Here is a 16,435-nt window from a genome sequence, read left to right as displayed (position 1 = left end):
TGGCGAGCGCGGCTGCTCGAAACGCTGCGCACTTGCCTGAGGTCAGTCGGGGCGCCCCAACATCATCCTGCGCAGCTTGCGCAGGCGGTTCTGCGGTTTGCGCGCTTCGGCCTTTGTGTTCAGCCGGGCGATTTCGGCGCGAAAGGCGTCCTCCCGCGCCAGGCTCTCGGCAAGCTGCAATTCCAGACGTCGGATGCGGGCAGCCGCGGGCATCTGGCTGACCGCCGGATTGCGGGAGCCCAGATCGCGATTCCGCCCCACCGTATGTGGCCAGAGGTGCAGGTCGGAGTCCTGGTTGTCCACTGCCCATGCCGTCGGGCGGAAGTTGGCGGCGCGAAAGGCCACGTTGATAGAAAGCTGGTCCCGGCGCGAGTAGCGCATTACGTGGGAGGCCCAGGTTTCGAGCATCGAGATGACCTGCGCCGAGCGATGGTCGCGGATCAGGATACCCGTCCACCATGGGCGCTCCTCCAGCACTTCGGGGCAGCTCAGCGTGTAATGGTTGAGCTGCTCGAAAATGCGGCTCGGATCGTCAAATCCCTGCCTCGCCACCTCGAGGAATTCGTCCAGTACGGCTTCCCGGTAGGAGTGTGGCGCGACGAGGAAGCCGATCTCGGGGTCGAACAGCTCCAGCAGCCGTTCGGGCGGCTGTTTCAGGATCACGGAATTGTCGATGTAGATGGAGCAGTCATAGTCCAGCAGGTAGACATGCGGGCGGATTTTCAGCTCGCGCTGGCTGCGTATCGGATCTTCAGGAAACAGGGGCTCGACCACGCGACAGTTCCAGCTCTCGCTGCGCAGCGCAGGGTCGTCGGTCAGGCAGATGAAGGGAAGCTGGGAAGGGGAAGCGGCCGGCTGCTCGTTGAGGTGCTCATAGCCGCCGACAAGCACTGTGTAGACGCAGCATTTCATTCCGGACGCCTCAAGGTCTCAGGCCATGTGGCCATTCCGAACGTGAACGGCACGCCGTCGAATTTTCGGCGCTGCCGGGTGCTGCTTGCAGTCTGAAGATAGTTCGGGCGACTCGCAAGGTTCTGATGAAACGGCAGGTTGTAGATATCAGCAGAAGATAAAATAAAGGGCGCCGATTGGCGCCCTTCTTTCTACCTCTTCGGAACCGGCCGGCTTACTCGACCTCGTTGGCGTTGAAGGCGACCCATTTGCCGAAGGACGGCAAGTCGAGCGATCCGGGTGCACGGTCGGCATCGCGCAGGGTCGTACCCGAACGGAACTTCAGCCCGACCATGACGGTATGGAAGTTCTCGCCGTAGCGGTATTGGTCGCTATCGAGCGCGTGGTAGGAAATCTGGGTGAATTCATACCGGGCGAACAGCGACACCGGCCAGGTTTCCGGGCGGATTTCGCTCTCCACGTTGAAGTCGAAGACCCGGTTGGGCAGGTTATCGGTCCACTTCTTGCCGCCGGCATAGGCGCCGTCCAGCTTCACCGACCAGTTGTCGTTGAGGAAGTAGTTGATGCCAAGCCGGGCGAATGGCGCCTCGCGCGTGCCTTCGTCGTACCTGTCATAAGAATCGAGGTAGCCCGCCTGGGCGAAGACCGAGCCCCAGCCGGTCAGCAGCTTGCCTTCGGCGCCGGCGAACCAATAGTTCATCTCGCGGTTGGAATCGCCGCGGTCGTCGTGAATGCCGAGGCCGCCCAGGGCGCCGACGAGAAAGCTGTCCGTGCGATGGTAGAGGTGGACGGCGCCATGGCCATAGGCATTGGTCCTGTCGCCATCGGCGACGTCGGGCTTGCCCAGCGCTGCGGCCTGCAGATCGCCCTGGATGCCCCAGTTGGGCGCGAAGTCGTAACCCAGTGTCCCATCAAAAATCACGGTTGGACGGGTGTCGGCAACGCTCACGCCGCCTGATGATTCTATCCCCATCCCGCCAAGTGTGTTGTGGACGCCGGCGAAGGCGAGGCCGATGCGGTAGCCGATGGCCTGCTGGTCGGAAGTCTGTTCGCCCGCGATGGCTGTCGACGACATGCAAAGAAGAGCCATGGCGCTGGCTGCGCCAAGATAATTTTGAGATTTCACTGTGCCACCCCGGCTTTTGCTAAAAATTTGATGGTTCAAATATTCTAGGACTGAGCAATTATTGGCCAGCCCATAGCAATGGGCCAGACGAGAACTTTACGAAAACTTGGGAAGTTAAGAGGTCGTGTGGCATATTTGCCGCAGCTTGTTTATCGCGCGCTCAAGCGCGCGATTTGGCTGCGGTGCTTCCGGTTCTGCCTTCCTTGGGGCCTCGCTCAGCGCCAGCCGATATAGGTGGTGAACTCGGCCATCAGCGTGTCGAAGCGCTCGAGGTTCTGTGACAGGTTGGTCGACGTAACACCACCGCCACAGTCGATCAGGTAGTCGAAATAGGTATTGTCCTTGTCGTTGGAGGCGCGGCCGGCGACCTTCTTGTTGTTCCATTCGAGCGCCTTGTCCTGCATCGCCTTGTCGGTCTTGAAGCTGCTCTGGAACTGCACGCGCCGGCACTTCTGCGGCTCGCCACCCTCGCAATTGTAGAAATAGACCCAGAAGTTCATGCCCGACGCCTTGGAGTCGATGACCGGCAGGTTGTCGCTGTCGACGCCGACCTTGGCCTGGTATCCGGCCTTGGTCATGATCTCCCCGAACTCTGCGACGGTGATGCCTTCGACGACGGCCGGCGCGGCCTGTGGCTTGTCTTCCGCCTTTGCTGCGGTACCGGCAGCAAGGGCCAGTGCAGTGGCAAGAAGGGCAAAGCGCAGCATCGGCATGCTCCTCAGCAAGGTTGTGCAGTAATATTAGCACAACCTGATATTATCATCGACCATGGGCCAGCGGAAAGCTGACCATTTGGGCGATGATCGAAGGCAGCGGTGGTGGCGAGGATTGGCCGGCAAACACTTGCGCGTGCCGCTGGTGCCTTGCCGGGAAGCCGTTCAGGCTGGGCCTCGGGCGATGGCGGCGTGGCTCGAACCGGGCCTGGAAATCCGGGCAACAAAAAAGCCCGGCGAACCGGGCTTCTTGAATGTCTTCAGACAGTTGAAGCTGTCTAAGACAGGAAACTGGTGCCCAGAAGAGGACTCGAACCTCCACGCCTCGCGGCACACGGACCTGAACCGTGCGCGTCTACCAATTCCGCCATCTGGGCTGGTGGCGGTGATGTAAGCGGGCGAAGCGACTGTGTCAACGCGCTTTTTCAGCTTTTGCCGAGGAATGCTGCGGCAGGCCGCAAATGTCGCATTCAGCCAAAGGAGATGACGCAGGGGCCGACAGGCTTTCGAAGCCGGCGAAGGGTCGGGAGCCGCGCAGGCACGGCTCCCGAATGATCAAAAAAGCTGCGGCGTCCGGTTGGGCGCGCGGTGCTTTCGTGGCTTAGGCCAGCACGTCCTTGGATGCGACGGTCGAATCGGCGTTGAGCTTGTAGACGATCGGCACGCCAGTCCCGAGTTCGAGCTTGACGATGTCTGGGCCCGAAATGCCTTCGAGCGCCATGATCAGGGCGCGCAGCGAATTGCCGTGGGCGGCGACAAGCACGGTGCCGCCTGACAGCACGTGCTTTTGCATGTCGTGCATGTAGTAGGGCCAGACGCGCGCGCCGGTATCTTTCAGGCTTTCGCCGCCGGGGGGCGGGGTGTCGTAGGAGCGGCGCCAGATGTGGACCTGCTCCTCGCCCCACTTGGCACGGGCGTCGTCCTTGTTGAGGCCGTTGAGGTCGCCATAGTCGCGCTCGTTCAGCGCGGCGTTGCGGATGGTCTGGAGATCGCTCTGGCCGAGCGCGTCGAGGATGTGCTGGCAGGTGGTCTGGGCGCGTGACAGCGCCGAGGTGAAGGCGATGTCGAACTTCAGGCCGCGCGCCTTGAGCTTCTCGCCGGCCGACTTGGCCTCGGCATGGCCCTGCTCGGTCAGGCCGGGATCGCGCCAGCCGGTGAACAGGTTCTTGAGATTCCATTCGCTCTGGCCATGGCGGACGAGCACGAGAGTACCGGACATTTTTGCTCCCTTGGGTGGATGAAAGTTGAGAAGTTAAAGACCAAGCACGTCGCGCATCGAATAGAGGCCGGGCTTGCGTCCATGCGCCCACAGTGCTGCCTTGACAGCGCCACGGGCAAAGATGGTGCGGTCCTCGGCGAGATGCGACATGACGATGCGCTCGCCGGTGCCGGCGAGGATGACAGAGTGTTCGCCGACGACCGAGCCGCCGCGCAGCGCGGCAAAGCCGATCGTGCCGGTCTCGCGCACGCCGGTGTGGCCGTCGCGGACGCGCACGCTCTTCTCAGTGAGCGCGATCTTGCGGCCTTCGGCGGCGGCCTCGCCGAGCAGGAGTGCCGTGCCCGACGGCGCGTCGACCTTGTGGCGGTGGTGCATCTCGACGATCTCGATGTCGAAGTCGTCGGGTCCCAGCGCCTGGGCGGCCTTCTCGACAAGCACGGAGAGGAGGTTCACGCCGAGGCTCATATTGCCCGACTTGACGATGGTGGCATGGCGCGCCGCAGCGGCGATCTTGGCATCGTCCTCGGCCGAGCAGCCGGTCGTACCGATGACATGGGCGATGCGGGCCTGCGCGGCGTAGCCGGCGAATTCGATCGTCGCTGCCGGTGCGGTGAAGTCGAGCACGCCGTCGGCCTTGGCGAATGCGGACAGCGGATCGTCCGAAATAGGCACGTTGATGATGCCGACGCCGGCGAGTTCGCCGGCATCCTTGCCGAGATGCGGCGAGCCGGCCCGCTCGACGGCGCCGACGACACGCACGCCTGCCATGCTGTGCACGGTGCGCAACAGCACCTGACCCATCCGCCCGGCGGCTCCGACGACGACAAGACCCATCTCGCTCATATCAGGCTCCCTGAGGCAGCGCGTGCTGCCGCTCTACCATTGCAGTCTCGGCGGTATCATCCACCAGTCCAAGTGCGGCTTCGTCATGCAGATTGTGGAAGCGCGCATAGACGCCGTTGAGGTCGGCCATCAGCGCGGCATGGGTGCCTTGCTCGATCAGCCGGCCTGCGTCCAAAACGACGATATGGTCGGCATTGATGACCGTCGAGAGGCGATGCGCAATCACGATGGTGGTGCGCCCTTGCGTGGCGGTGGCGAGTGCCTGCTGGACGCGCGCCTCGGACTCGTTGTCGAGCGCCGAGGTTGCCTCGTCGAGCAAGAGGATCGGCGCGTTGCGCACAAGGGCGCGGGCAATGGAGACACGCTGGCGCTGGCCGCCCGACAATGTCGAGCCGCTCTCGCCGACCGGCGTGTCGTAGCCTTCCGGCTGGTCGAGAATGAAGTCGTCGGCGAAGGCCTGCCTGGCGGCGTCGCGGATGTCCTCGTCGGTCGCGTCGGGGCGGCCGTAGCGGATGTTGTCGGCGATGGTGCCTTCGAACAGATAGGGGTGCTGCGAGACATAGGCGATGGATTGGCGCAGCGAGCGCTTGGTGACGCCTGAAATGTCCTGGCCGTCAATGACGATGCGGCCGCCGTCGAGATCGTAGAAGCGCTGCAAAAGCGCGATCAGCGTCGACTTGCCGGCGCCCGAGGCGCCGACGATGGCCGTTGTCTTGCCACCGGCTGCGATGAAGCTCAGCTCGCGCAGGACGGGGATGTCGTCGCCATAGCCGAAGGAGACGTTGTCGAAGCGGATTTCGCCCTGACCGACGGCGATCGCCTTGGCGCCCTCGCTGTCTTCCTGGCGCGGCGGCGTGTCGAGGATCTCGTAGAGCATGCGGGCGTTGACCAGTGCGGCCTCGAGCCCGACCTGGGTGCGGGCAAGGCGGCGGGCCGGATCATAGGCAAGGATGAACGAGAAGATGAACGAGATGATGTTGCCGGGCGGCTGCATGTCGACAGCGGAGCGGTAGCCGGCGTAGCCGATGATGCCGGCGAAGATCGCGCCACCGAGCATCTCGGTGATCGGCGAAAGCCGCTCCGAGACACGGGCAATCTTGTTCGACCGTGCCTCGACGTCGCCGATCAGCCCGTCCATGCGCCTGGCGAGCTGGTCTTCCATGGTGAAGGCCTTGACGATGGCCATGCCCTGGACGGTTTCCTGCATCGAGCCGAACAGACGGGCCCCGACGAGGATGGCATCGCGGTTGAGGCGGCGCAGCCGGCGCATCAGGTAATTGACGGCAAAGACCAGCGGCGGGCCGATCAGCAGGACCAGCAGCGACAGCATCGGGTCCTGGTAGATCATGACGCCGACCAGCACGACGAGCGAAACGGCGTCGCGGGCGATCGAGGTGACCAGGATGTTGAGCAGGTCGCGCACGCCAGCGACGTTCTGGTTGACCTGGGCGATCAGCTGGGCCGAGCGCTGCGACGAGAAGAAGTCCATGCCGAGGCTCATCAGGTGGTCGAAGATACGACGCTGATAGCGGGCGATGAGGTTGTTGCCGACCTTGGCGAGGACGACCGCCTGGCCATAGGTGGACAGGCCGCGAATGACGAAGGCAGCGAAGATGGATAGGCTGATCAGCAGGATCAGGTCGGCGCGCCGTTCGTAGAACACCAAGTTGACCACGTCGCGCATGACCCAGGCGAGAAAGCCCGTCGTGCCCGAGATGGTGAGTAGGAAGATCGCCGCGAAGGTGTAGTTCCAGACGTAGTCGCGACCGTTTTCGGCGACGATGCGCTTGATGACGCCGACGATCTCGCTGCGCTTCGACGTCGTTGTCTGGTTTTGGTCGATGGTCAAACAGGCAGTCCTGTCGCTACTTGCGGAAACTGCGCCCCTCATAAAGCATGACGCCGCGAGGGGAAACCGCCATTTGCCGCAGTGCGGCAGTGGTTAGATCCGCCAGCGCCGATCGCCGGTCTCGATGCCGAACAAATCGGGATTGCGCGCATAGGCGGCGAGCCCGGCAAGGGCCGCCAGCGGGTGGGTGATGACATAGACCGGCATAGAGGCCATCAGCTCGCGATGCGGCGCCTTGTCTTCGAAGGCCTCGCGGAAATTGCCCTGTTTCAGCGCCGGCACGATCTTCTGGGCGATGCCGCCGGTGAGGAAGACGCCGCCCTTGCTCTTGAACACCAAAGCGAGGTCGCCGGCGGTCCGGCCAAGGCAGGTGACGAACAATTCGAGCGCCTCGACCGCGACAGGGTCGCTGCCATCAAGCGCGGTTGCGGTGACCTGCGCCGGCTGGGTCAGGACAGGCGTCTTACCGTCCGCCTTGGCAACGGCGCGGTAGGTGTTGACCAGCCCGCGGCCGCACAGGATCTGCTCGCCCGAGATGCGGCCGTCGAGCTTTTCGATATGCGGGAAGACCTCGAAGTCACGCTTGGAGCGCGGACCGATGTCCATGTGGCCGCCTTCGCCGGGAATAGGGATCCAGCGCCCGAGCGCGTGGATCAGGCCGGCGACGCCAAGACCGGTGCCTGGCCCGAGCACGACGCGGCCGGCGCCTGGTTCGGGCTCGCCGCCACCGATCTTTTCCATGTGCTCGTCGCCAAGCGCCACTACAGCCAGCGCCTGGGCCTCGAAGTCGTTGAGCACGAGGATGTCGACCAGCCCAAGCGTCGAAAACATCTGCCGGGGGCGCACGACCCAGGGGCAGTTGGTGAGCGCGATCTCCTCGCCCTCGACCGGGCCGGCGACAGCAAGGACCGCCGAGCGCGGACGCACCGGCGCGCCGTCGAGCACGGCCAGGATGGCGTCGTCGATGGTGGCGTAGCTGGCGGTCTGGACGATGCGCGGTTCGCCGGCATCCTTGTCGGCGCTCTCGACGATGGCAAAGCGCGCATTGGTCCCGCCGATGTCGCCGATCAGGATCGGAAAGGGGAGAGCCTGCGACTGGTCGCTCTGATGTGACATGCCCTGTTTCGTCCCCGTGCCGGCGTTCAGCCGTTCTCCTGGTTTTCCAGCATGATCTCGGCCGTCGCCCGGTTCAACGCCATGGGTATGTCGTAGACGATGGCAAGCCGCATCAATGCCTTCACATCGACGTCATGCGGCATCGGCGTCAGCGGATCAACGAAGAAAATCAAAAGGTCGATTTTGCCCTCGCTGATCAGCGCGCCGATCTGCTGGTCGCCGCCGAGCGGACCGCTTTTCAGCGGTGTCAGGTTGAGGTTCGGGCAGGCCGCCAGGATGCGCTGGCCGGTGGTTCCGGTGGCGACGATGTGGCAGGTCATGAGGAAGTCGACGTGATCGCCGGCGAAGGCGACGAGGTCATCCTTCTTCTCGTCATGGGCGATCAGTGCGAGACGCAAAGCTGGTGTCACTTAGGGTTCGTCCAGGCAAGCTAAATCGGTTGAAATTCCATAGACCGATTTTGGTCGCTTTGGAAGCGCGGGGTTGCGGCGATCCGCGCCCACCTACTTGTTGGCGGGGCCTATTTGTTGGCAGGCCGGGGGCGCGGCAGCGGGATGTCGACCGAAGGCCGGGGTGCGAAGGCGCTTGCCTCAGCCGGCACGCCGGGGTCGGCGATCACAGGCGTCTCCGCCACTGCCGGTGCCGAGGGGGCCGGTGTTGCCGCATATCCGGTATCGCCGGGGCCGTGGTAAGTGACGGCGGCTTCCGAGGTCGGCGAGGGGGCATCAAGCACGGCGCGGCATGCCTTGGGCAGGCTCGCCATCGTCATGATGTCACGCGCCCTGGGCTTGGCCGGGCCGGTTGCCGGGCGCCACGGCTCCTCGGTGAACCACCAGGCCAGCGACTTGTCGCAGCCGTCGCCTCGCGGCGTGGCATCCTGTTCCTTGCAGCCCTGCGAGCCCGGCTGGCAGCCGATGCGGACGTGGAAATGATAGTCATGACCCCAGAACGGACGGACCTTGCGCAGCCAGGAGCGGTCGCCGGTGACGGTGTCGCAGAGCTTCTTCTTGATGCCCGGATTGACCAGGATGCGCTCGACCTCGGGGTAGCTCGCGGCGCGCTCGAGCAGGCGCGTATGCGCCGGCGTCCAGCGCTTCTCGATGACCAGATGGGTCTTTTCGTTGACCATCGACACGGCGCTCATGTTCTCGCGCTCGGTTGGCGACAGCCTGCGGTCGGGCATCGGCGTCAGCCAGATGTCGGCGTCGAGGCCGATCTGGTGCGAGGCGTGGCCGGTCAGCATCGGGCCGCCGCGCGGCTGCGAGATGTCGCCGACGAGCAGGCCGGGCCAGCCGTCCTGGGTGGCTTCGCGCGACAGCTTTTCGATCAGCGCGATCATCTTGGGATGCCCCCAGCGCCGGTTGCGTGACAACCGCATCGCCTGCCAGGTCGGGCCGTCGGTGGCGATAGCCACGCCGCCGGAGAAGCAGCCCTTGGAGTAGAAGCCGAAGGATGCGGGCGCGATTGCCGCCGGCAGCTTCTTGTTGCCGAACAGGTCCTTGGCGAGCTCCGAAGCGCTGGCCGCCTGGATGTCGGTGCCGACAAGGCCAAGCGTCGCGGCCGCCATCAGGAGGCGCCCCGCCTTGCCAAGAAATCCGCTGAAAAATGCCGTCATGGAACCCGATCCTCTCAGCCAGCTTCGGCTGCCACGGTTACCTAGAGGTAAATTTCGGCACCCGCACCGCATTCTTTGCGCGACTTCCGCTCAGCCCTGCCTGATCGGGCTGCGCCTGTCGCTTTCGCCTTCGCCACGCCAGCTGCCGTCGGTCCACATGCTGTCCAGCGCCTTGCGGTAGTTGGGTATGCCGAACGCGTAGCCGAGCGCCTTGATCGTGGTGTTGGCGACACGCTTGTTTTCGCCATAGAAGGACCGCGCCATGGGCGAAAGTTGGGCAGTCTCGAAAGGAATTTCAGGGGGCGGTGTAACACCCATCTTTTCGGCGGCGTAGGCGACAACGTCCTGCGGCGGTGCGGGCTCGTCGTCGGTGACGTTGAAGATGCCGCCATAGTCGCCCTCGGCGAGGAACCACAGCGCGCCAGCGATGTCCTGGACATGGATGCGGTTGAATACCTGGTCCTTCTTGACCAACCGCTTGGCAGTGCCGTTTTCGAGATTGACGAAGGCATTGCGTCCCGGGCCGTAGATGCCCGACAGGCGCAGGATGGCGACCGGACGGGCGATCTGTTCACCAAGCTCGTGCCAGGCCTGCTCGGCGTCGAGGCGCATGGAGGAGCGCCCAGGCTTGGGCCGGCATGTGGCGGTCTCGTCGATCCAGGCGCCACCATGGTCGCCATAGACGCCAACGGTCGAGAGATAGCCGATCCAGCGCAGCAGCGGCATGCCGTGCGCAATCGCCTCGCGGGCGGCGTTGAGCACCGGGTCGCCGTCGTCGCCGGGGGCGGCGGAGACGACGAGATGCGTGGTCCTGGCCAGTTGCGCCCTGATTTCAGGAGTGAGATGGCCGTCAAAGACGAAGGGTTTTAGGCCCACGGCTTCGAGCGCCGGGAGCTTGTCCGGCGAGCGCGTCGTGCCCGATACCGCCACGCCGGCCGGCGCCTGTTGGGCGAAAGCCTTGCCGGAATAACCGGCGCCGAAGATGAAGAAGTTCTGCTCGGTCATGCCTGCGCCCGCGACTGTTCGACTTGGGTGAGCGCGGCCTGCCATTCCGCGATCACGTCGTCTTCGGTTTCGACCTTCAGCGCCTGATGCGCAAGAGCCGAAAATGCCTCAGCGCCGGCTAGCTGCGACAATGCCCAGACGGCGGCGCCCCGGACCAGCGGGGAGGCATCCGAGAGCAGTGCTTGGCACGGCTCGATCAGCGTGGCATCGGCGGAGTTGCCAGCTGCGATCATCACATTGCGGACGAAGCGGTCGCGGCCGATGCGCTTGACCGGAGAGCCGGAGAAGAAGGTCCGGAACGTTGCGTCGTCGAGGGCCAGCAACTCAGCGAGGCGCGGCTCGCGCAGGTCGTCGCGGGCGGCGAGCTTCTGCTCGGATGCGGCCTGGGCGAACTTATTCCACGGGCAGGCGGCAAGGCAGTCGTCGCAGCCATAGATGCGGTTGCCGATTTTTTGGCGGAATTCGAGCGGGATCGGGCCCTTGTTCTCGATGGTGAGGTAGGAGATGCAGCGCCGCGCGTCGATGCGGTAAGGAGCGGGAAAGGCGTTTGTCGGGCAGGCGTCGAGGCACGCGCGGCAGGAGCCGCAATGGTCGACCTCGGCGTCGTCGGGTGCGAGCTCCGCCGTCGTGAAGATCGTGCCGAGGAACAGCCAGGAGCCAAACTCGCGGCTGACTAGATTGGTGTGCTTGCCTTGCCAGCCGAGGCCGGCAGATTCTGCCAGCGGCTTTTCCATCACCGGTGCGGTGTCGACGAACACCTTCACGTCGCCGCCGGCGCGGGCGACGATCTTGCCGGCGATCTCCTTCAGCCGGCCCTTCATCACGTCGTGGTAGTCGCGGTTGCGGGCATAGACCGAGACCGCCGCGCGGTCAGGCATGGCCTGGAGCGCACGCGGATCGCTGTCGGGGCCATAATTCATGGCGAGCACGACGATCGAGCGCACCTCGGGCCACAGCACGGAAGGTTCGCTGCGCCGTTCCAGCGTCTCGGCCATCCAGGCCATGGAGCCGTGCAGGCCTTCGTCGACGAACTGTGCGAGGCGGGCAGGTGCGAGCGGGATGGCGTCGGGGCGCGTGACGGCGATGGCGGCGAAGCCGGCGCGGCTGGCTTCGCGCTCGATCAGCTGGCGCAGCGCGCTCTCAGAAATCGAGGTCCGCATAATGCGATGCCGGGGTCAGCCCGCGCACCCGATCAGTGAGCAGGGGCCGGAAGGACGGGCGCGACTTGACGCGCGTGTACCATTCGCGCGCCGAGGAATATTCGCGCCAGTCGATCTCGCCGAGATAGTCGAGCACCGAAAGCGATGCGGCGGCGGCAAGGTCGGCATAGGTGATGCGCGAGCCGGCGAGCCAGTGGCGCGTGCCGGCGAGCCAGTTGGTGTATTTCATGTGCTGGCGGATATTGGCGCGGGCGGCACGGATCGCCGCCGAATCGGGCGAGCCGCCACCTGCCGCTTCCGGCATCAGCGGCTTCAGCACGCGCTCACGGACGAGGTGCCGGGTGACTTCGCTTTCGGTCTTGGTCAGGTACCAGTCGGTCAGGCGGCGGATTTCGGCGCGTTCCATCGGGTCTTCGGCAAACAGCCGGCGCTCGCGCTTCAGCACGCCGCGGGTTTCGTCGATATATTCGGAAATGATCATCGCGCCGACGATCGGCACGTCGCCTTCGGCCAGAAGCACAGGTAGCGTTCCGGCCGGATTGAGCGACAGGAACTCCTTGCGCCGCGTCCACGGCTTCTCCTCGATCAGCGCCAGCTCCTCGCCATATTCGCCGAACGCCAGACGGACGAAACGGCATGTGGCAAACATCGGGTGGTGGAAAAGCGTCAGCATGGTCCTGCGAAATTCGTGATCGATGGCGCTCTGGCGAATCGCCTGATGCGTCGCTAGAGCTTCTGGGCCCGGCTCGCCGGGCTCTCGGGCGACCCGACCTATAGGGTGAGTTCCGCCGCATGACAAGCAATCGCGCATGAACGCCTCGCGGGGATTGGAATGGATAGCCAGACAATCATCAATGCACTGCTGCTCGGCCTGCTCGAGGGCCTGACAGAATTCATCCCCGTGTCCTCGACCGGCCATATCCTGCTCGCTGGGCATTTCCTCGGTTTCAACTCGACCGGCAAGACCTTCGAGATTCTGATCCAGCTCGGCGCGATCCTGGCGATCCTGTCGGTTTACGCCACCAAGCTGTGGCAGATGCTGGTGACATTGCCGTCCGACCCGAAGACGCAGCGTTTCGTCGCAGGCATCCTGATCGCCTTCCTGCCGGCGGCGATCATCGGTGCGGTGGCGCATGACTTCATCAAGACGGTGCTGTTCGAATCGCCACGCCTGATCTGCGTCATGCTGATCCTCGGCGGCCTGGTGCTGTTGTTCCTCGACAAGCTCGATCTCAAGCCGCGCTATGGCGACGTCACCAATTTCCCGCTGTCGGTCTATCTCAAGATCGGCCTGTTCCAGTGCCTGGCGATGATCCCCGGCACCTCGCGTTCGGGCGCCACCATCGTCGGCTCGCTGCTGATGGGTGTGGAGAAGCGCGCGGCGGCCGAGTTCTCGTTCTTCCTGGCGATGCCGACAATGGCCGGCGCCTTTGCCTACGACCTCTACAAGAACCGCGACATCCTGTCGGTGGCGGATTTGCCGGTGATCTCGGTCGGCTTCCTCGCCGCCTTCCTCACCGCATTGTTGGTCGTCCGCCACCTGCTCGATTACGTCTCGCGCAACGGCTACGCGTTGTTTGGCTGGTGGCGTTTGCTTGTCGGCGGCGTCGGGCTGATTGCACTGATAGTCTGGGGGTGATCGTCCCGAGGCGTCTGTGAAGGCAGGGTCGCCCTTCAGAAAATTGCAATGACGACGACGATCACCACAGCCCATACGGCACCGCTCACGACCGCGCCGAAGGCTATGCCCCTGCCGAAATTGTCCTCTTCCATGACACCCTCCGCACTGCAGAATCTGCGTCCGGTAGCCTGAAATAACAACGGCGCGGGGTCGAAAAGGTTGCAACCTGCGATAGGGGCTGCGCCTTCGTCAGGCAATGCCAGCCTGTCTCAGGTAAGTGCCATGAGACCGCGCCTGAGCAGGTCCAGCGCCAGCACGGTGATGGCGATCTTGAACCATTTGCGGAAGCTCTCTTCCGGCATGCGTTCGAGCAGCTTGGTGCCGTAGACGGTGCCGAGATAACCCGAGACGATCATCGCGCCGATCAGCGGCAGCCAGGCCCAGAAGGCGAAGCCGGCGAGGCCGAAGACGATGATCTTGAGCCCGTGTTGGGCGACCATGCCGGCGGCATGGGTGGCAACGAGCGCCTTGCGGTCATTGGCGAAAAACTGCGCGAACAGCACCGAGACCAGCGGCCCGGTGGCGCCGACGAGCATGCCGATCAGCGCGACGAGGACGCTGCCGATGGCAAGCCCGGTGCGGGTCAGCTTGTCGATGCCGGGGACCTTGGTCCAGGTGATGGCGATGACAAAGGCGCCGAGCACCAGCTTGAGCCAGGCGTCGGGCAGCTGGATGACGACGAAGGCGCCGATGACGGCACCGACGACTGAGCCGGCAATGAAGGGGGCGGCGACGTCCATGCGCACATTGGCGCGTTGGTGCCAGGCGCGGCCGGTGTTGGAGCCGAGCTGCACCGCGCCATGGACGGGGATAAGCGCAGCCACCGGCACGAACAGACCCATCAGCGTCAGCATGGCGATGCCGCCGCCGACACCGAAAGCTGCGGTCAGCGCCGAGGTAAAGGCGCTGGCGACGATGAGGACAATCCCGATGAGCGGGTCGAGTCCTTGCGGCAGAAGGGAGGCGAGGGCGTCCATGCGCCCTCAGCCGGTCAGGCTTCCGTCCGGCGCGTGAACTGTCCGGCGGCGCGGTAGCGCCAGAGGTAGCTCGGCAGGATAGATGCGGTCGACTTGGGCGCGATGCCGACGGCTGAGATGGTGCGGCCTTCGTCGAGGGCTGCCTTCGACACGACATTGTCGGAACGCAGCAAAAGGACCTGGTCCTTGGTCAGCAACGGATTGGGCAGCATGCCGAGGATCGAGGCCTGCAGGTTGGCGATCGACCACGGCACCGGCACCAGCGAGCGCTTGCGGTCGATGACCTCGAGCATCTCTTCCATGCACTGCTTGAAGCTCAGCACCTGCGGGCCGCCGAGCTCATAGATCGAGCCGCCCTTGACCTTGCCGTCGACGGCGCGCGCGACTGCTTCTGCGACGTCGCCGACATAGATCGGCTGGAACCGGGTCTCGCCGCCGCCGATCAGCGGCAGCACGGGCGAGAAACGCGCCATGTTGGCGAAGCGGTTGAAGAACTGGTCCTCGGGGCCGAAGACGATCGACGGACGGTAGATCACCGCGTTCGGCAGCGTGTCCAGAACGGCCTTTTCGCCGCGCGCCTTGGTCTGGGCGTAGGCGGATGGGGAGTTGGCATCGGCGCCGAGGGCCGACACATGGGTCAGCGAGGCACCGACGGCACGGGCGGCCTCGGCAACCGCACGGGCGCCGAACTCCTGCACCGTCGAGAACCGCTGGCGGCCGCCTTCATGCAGGATGCCCACGAGGTTGACGACGTGCGATGCGCCCTGGACGGCGCGATCGACCGACCAGCGCACGCGCAGATTGGCCTGCACCGGCTGGATCTGCCCGACATTGCCGAGCGGCTGCAGGTGGAAGGCGAGGTCGGGCCGGCGGCAGGCGACGCGCACGAGATACCCGCGCTTGGCCAGTGCCCGCACGACATGGCGGCCGAGAAAGCCGGACCCGCCGAAAACGGTCACGAGTTGCGGGGTCTGCAGAATTTCAGTCATCGCTGGCTCCGGTCGCCAAAAGGGGCAGAAGATGTAGCGTTTCTTAGCCCGTTTCGCGAAAAAGGCAATCATCGAGCGACTGCACGGAGCGGCCCGCGCCGATCTGGCGCGGGCATGCGGCTTGCCTTGGGAGGCAGGGTTCAGGGCATGATCGAAATCCGGTTTCCCGAAACGATCATGCGGGAACTAGAACTCGCGGCCGAGGCGCGCGTCGACCGAGTGGCGGTTGCCGCCGCGAATGACGAAGAACAGGAAGATCGCCGCCCAGATGATCGACTTCTCGGCGCCCTGGTAGCCCTGGCTCATCGTGACCCAGTGGAACCAGACCGTGACCAGAAGCACGAACATGGCGGCGAAGGCCGCCGGGCGCGTGAACAGGCCGATGGCGATCAGGATGCCGCCAAAGAACTCGGTGCAGGACAGAAGCAGCGACCAGAAGGCGCCGGGGTAGAAGCCGAGGCCCTCGACCATGCCGGCTGCGCCGAACGGATCGGAGATCTTGCCAAGGCCATGCGTGACCAGAGCTGCGCCGGCGACGACGCGCAGGACGGTTTCGGCTGAGTCGTGAAGGTTCGAATAAAGGCCGCGGAGCGCGGGGATGAACAGTCGGCGGCCGGAAGTTTCGGTCGTCAGGGTCAAGGACATGTCTCCGATTGCGGGGCTATGCACGATTGAAAATATTGCAACGCACCAACGCCGCGATGGCAGGGTCACGGTCAAGTCAACAAGGTTTGATATAAAGGTGATTGACAAAGTCAACTTTAAAAATTGTCGGAACCCTGCGCTGGCCGAGGCGTTGACCCCTCAGTGCGGCGGACCTGTCGTGCCAATCCAGACCAATCCCCGAAAGGAGAAAACGCGATGAATTGGAACCAGATCGAAGGCAATTGGGAGCAGTTCAAGGGCAAGGTGCAGAGCCAGTGGGGCAAGCTGACCGACGATGACCTCGACGTCATCAAGGGCAAGCGCAAGGAGCTCGCCGGCAAGCTGCAGGCCCGTTACGGCAAGGCCCAGGAAGAGGCCGAAAAGGACATCGACAGCTGGCTCTCCCGCCACTGAACCGTCTTTCGCAACGTGCCGCGGGCGATTTGCCCGCGCAAAGCCCCGCCAGCGTGCGGGGCTTTTTGATGCAGACAGCGCCGACAGTTCGCCAATGCAGAAAACCCCGCGCGAGGCGGGGCTTTCCGGATGGCCGCGATGCGGGCGACCGACGCCGAGCTAGGCCGTCGC

At 64.4% G+C, this 16,435-nt stretch carries 17 protein-coding genes and 1 tRNA gene; 2 read left to right on the top strand and 16 right to left on the bottom strand.

Annotated elements, in window-relative coordinates:
* Positions 1 to 42 precede the first annotated feature (42 nt).
* From ACSQ3E_RS21365 to ACSQ3E_RS21305, 13 genes are all read right to left on the bottom strand, one after another.
* Positions 43 to 891 carry a hypothetical protein gene (locus tag ACSQ3E_RS21365; RefSeq protein ID WP_436124237.1) on the bottom strand — a complete coding sequence of 283 codons (849 nt, stop codon included), beginning with the start codon at positions 889 to 891 and terminating at the stop codon, positions 43 to 45.
* 235 nt (positions 892 to 1,126) lie between these two features.
* Entirely contained in the window at positions 1,127 to 2,002 is an 876-nt protein-coding gene (locus ACSQ3E_RS21360) for an outer membrane beta-barrel protein (protein ID WP_436124236.1), read from the bottom strand.
* A gap of 251 nt (positions 2,003 to 2,253) precedes the next feature.
* A complete protein-coding gene (locus tag ACSQ3E_RS21355; RefSeq protein ID WP_436124235.1) occupies positions 2,254 to 2,745 on the bottom strand; it encodes a YbjN domain-containing protein in 492 nt (163 codons plus the stop codon).
* Positions 2,746 to 3,043: 298 nt separating this feature from the next.
* Positions 3,044 to 3,128 (bottom strand) — tRNA-Leu (locus ACSQ3E_RS21350).
* A 224-nt stretch (positions 3,129 to 3,352) separates the two neighbouring features.
* On the bottom strand, positions 3,353 to 3,970 hold the full coding sequence (locus ACSQ3E_RS21345) for a 2,3-bisphosphoglycerate-dependent phosphoglycerate mutase (RefSeq protein WP_436124234.1): 618 nt from the start codon (positions 3,968 to 3,970) through the stop codon (positions 3,353 to 3,355).
* A gap of 33 nt (positions 3,971 to 4,003) precedes the next feature.
* Complete coding sequence (gene dapB, locus ACSQ3E_RS21340; RefSeq protein ID WP_436124233.1) at positions 4,004 to 4,813, bottom strand: 4-hydroxy-tetrahydrodipicolinate reductase; 810 nt, start codon at positions 4,811 to 4,813, stop codon at positions 4,004 to 4,006.
* 1 nt (position 4,814) lies between these two features.
* Positions 4,815 to 6,704: an ABC transporter ATP-binding protein gene (locus ACSQ3E_RS21335; protein WP_436124232.1), complete on the bottom strand. Its 1,890-nt coding sequence runs from the start codon at positions 6,702 to 6,704 to the stop codon at positions 4,815 to 4,817.
* A 51-nt stretch (positions 6,705 to 6,755) separates the two neighbouring features.
* Positions 6,756 to 7,778 carry a glucokinase gene (locus ACSQ3E_RS21330; protein ID WP_436124231.1) on the bottom strand — a complete coding sequence of 341 codons (1,023 nt, stop codon included), beginning with the start codon at positions 7,776 to 7,778 and terminating at the stop codon, positions 6,756 to 6,758.
* Between the two features lie 26 nt (positions 7,779 to 7,804).
* Complete coding sequence (locus ACSQ3E_RS21325; RefSeq protein WP_436124230.1) at positions 7,805 to 8,188, bottom strand: methylglyoxal synthase; 384 nt, start codon at positions 8,186 to 8,188, stop codon at positions 7,805 to 7,807.
* Positions 8,189 to 8,298: 110 nt separating this feature from the next.
* Complete coding sequence (gene mepA / locus ACSQ3E_RS21320) at positions 8,299 to 9,393, bottom strand: penicillin-insensitive murein endopeptidase (protein ID WP_436124229.1); 1,095 nt, start codon at positions 9,391 to 9,393, stop codon at positions 8,299 to 8,301.
* A 90-nt stretch (positions 9,394 to 9,483) separates the two neighbouring features.
* Complete coding sequence (locus tag ACSQ3E_RS21315) at positions 9,484 to 10,398, bottom strand: SDR family oxidoreductase (RefSeq protein WP_436124228.1); 915 nt, start codon at positions 10,396 to 10,398, stop codon at positions 9,484 to 9,486.
* A complete protein-coding gene (gene queG / locus ACSQ3E_RS21310) occupies positions 10,395 to 11,558 on the bottom strand; it encodes a tRNA epoxyqueuosine(34) reductase QueG (RefSeq protein WP_436124227.1) in 1,164 nt (387 codons plus the stop codon). Before queG ends, ACSQ3E_RS21315 begins: the two co-directional genes overlap by 4 nt.
* The gene (locus ACSQ3E_RS21305; protein WP_115729940.1) at positions 11,539 to 12,231 is read right to left on the bottom strand and encodes a glutathione S-transferase family protein; all 693 of its coding nucleotides are present in this window, start codon (positions 12,229 to 12,231) and stop codon (positions 11,539 to 11,541) included. The genes queG and ACSQ3E_RS21305 overlap by 20 nt, the downstream gene beginning before the upstream one ends.
* 159 nt (positions 12,232 to 12,390) lie before the next feature.
* On the opposite strand from ACSQ3E_RS21305, the gene ACSQ3E_RS21300 reads away from it, so the two are divergent.
* Positions 12,391 to 13,197: an undecaprenyl-diphosphate phosphatase gene (locus ACSQ3E_RS21300; RefSeq protein WP_436124226.1), complete on the top strand. Its 807-nt coding sequence runs from the start codon at positions 12,391 to 12,393 to the stop codon at positions 13,195 to 13,197.
* A 251-nt stretch (positions 13,198 to 13,448) separates the two neighbouring features.
* Here ACSQ3E_RS21300 and ACSQ3E_RS21295 read toward each other — a convergent pair whose 3' ends face one another.
* From ACSQ3E_RS21295 to ACSQ3E_RS21285, 3 genes are all read right to left on the bottom strand, one after another.
* A complete protein-coding gene (locus ACSQ3E_RS21295; protein ID WP_436124225.1) occupies positions 13,449 to 14,216 on the bottom strand; it encodes a sulfite exporter TauE/SafE family protein in 768 nt (255 codons plus the stop codon).
* 14 nt (positions 14,217 to 14,230) lie between these two features.
* On the bottom strand, positions 14,231 to 15,205 hold the full coding sequence (locus tag ACSQ3E_RS21290) for a complex I NDUFA9 subunit family protein (protein WP_310325411.1): 975 nt from the start codon (positions 15,203 to 15,205) through the stop codon (positions 14,231 to 14,233).
* Positions 15,206 to 15,391: 186 nt separating this feature from the next.
* A complete protein-coding gene (locus tag ACSQ3E_RS21285) occupies positions 15,392 to 15,850 on the bottom strand; it encodes a DoxX family protein (RefSeq protein ID WP_310325408.1) in 459 nt (152 codons plus the stop codon).
* A 216-nt stretch (positions 15,851 to 16,066) separates the two neighbouring features.
* Between ACSQ3E_RS21285 and ACSQ3E_RS21280 the strand changes: the two genes are divergently transcribed.
* A complete protein-coding gene (locus tag ACSQ3E_RS21280; protein WP_067955618.1) occupies positions 16,067 to 16,264 on the top strand; it encodes a CsbD family protein in 198 nt (65 codons plus the stop codon).
* Positions 16,265 to 16,435: the final 171 nt, after the last annotated feature.

It is taken from the genome of Aminobacter sp. LjRoot7 (genome assembly GCF_964252895.1).
Classification (GTDB): Bacteria; Pseudomonadota; Alphaproteobacteria; order Rhizobiales; family Rhizobiaceae; genus Aminobacter; species Aminobacter aminovorans_B.
Note: the sequence above shows the minus strand (reverse complement) of the source record. Positions and strands in the feature narration are given on the sequence as shown.

Excerpts from the sequence above, each read along its gene's own strand:
- ACSQ3E_RS21285 (WP_310325408.1), bottom strand. The coding sequence starts at position 15,850 with ATGTCCTTGACCCTGACGACCGAAACTTCCGGCCGCCGACTGTTCATC.
- ACSQ3E_RS21345 (WP_436124234.1), bottom strand. The coding sequence starts at position 3,970 with ATGTCCGGTACTCTCGTGCTCGTCCGCCATGGCCAGAGCGAATGGAAT.
- ACSQ3E_RS21305 (WP_115729940.1), bottom strand. The coding sequence starts at position 12,231 with ATGCTGACGCTTTTCCACCACCCGATGTTTGCCACATGCCGTTTCGTC.
- ACSQ3E_RS21335 (WP_436124232.1), bottom strand. The coding sequence starts at position 6,704 with ATGAGGGGCGCAGTTTCCGCAAGTAGCGACAGGACTGCCTGTTTGACC.
- ACSQ3E_RS21290 (WP_310325411.1), bottom strand. The coding sequence starts at position 15,205 with ATGACTGAAATTCTGCAGACCCCGCAACTCGTGACCGTTTTCGGCGGG.
- mepA (WP_436124229.1), bottom strand. The coding sequence starts at position 9,393 with ATGACGGCATTTTTCAGCGGATTTCTTGGCAAGGCGGGGCGCCTCCTG.
- ACSQ3E_RS21330 (WP_436124231.1), bottom strand. The coding sequence starts at position 7,778 with ATGTCACATCAGAGCGACCAGTCGCAGGCTCTCCCCTTTCCGATCCTG.
- queG (WP_436124227.1), bottom strand. The coding sequence starts at position 11,558 with ATGCGGACCTCGATTTCTGAGAGCGCGCTGCGCCAGCTGATCGAGCGC.
- ACSQ3E_RS21300 (WP_436124226.1), top strand. The coding sequence starts at position 12,391 with ATGGATAGCCAGACAATCATCAATGCACTGCTGCTCGGCCTGCTCGAG.
- ACSQ3E_RS21360 (WP_436124236.1), bottom strand. The coding sequence starts at position 2,002 with ATGGCTCTTCTTTGCATGTCGTCGACAGCCATCGCGGGCGAACAGACT.
- dapB (WP_436124233.1), bottom strand. The coding sequence starts at position 4,813 with ATGAGCGAGATGGGTCTTGTCGTCGTCGGAGCCGCCGGGCGGATGGGT.
- ACSQ3E_RS21295 (WP_436124225.1), bottom strand. The coding sequence starts at position 14,216 with ATGGACGCCCTCGCCTCCCTTCTGCCGCAAGGACTCGACCCGCTCATC.
- ACSQ3E_RS21280 (WP_067955618.1), top strand. The coding sequence starts at position 16,067 with ATGAATTGGAACCAGATCGAAGGCAATTGGGAGCAGTTCAAGGGCAAG.
- ACSQ3E_RS21355 (WP_436124235.1), bottom strand. The coding sequence starts at position 2,745 with ATGCTGCGCTTTGCCCTTCTTGCCACTGCACTGGCCCTTGCTGCCGGT.
- ACSQ3E_RS21315 (WP_436124228.1), bottom strand. The coding sequence starts at position 10,398 with ATGACCGAGCAGAACTTCTTCATCTTCGGCGCCGGTTATTCCGGCAAG.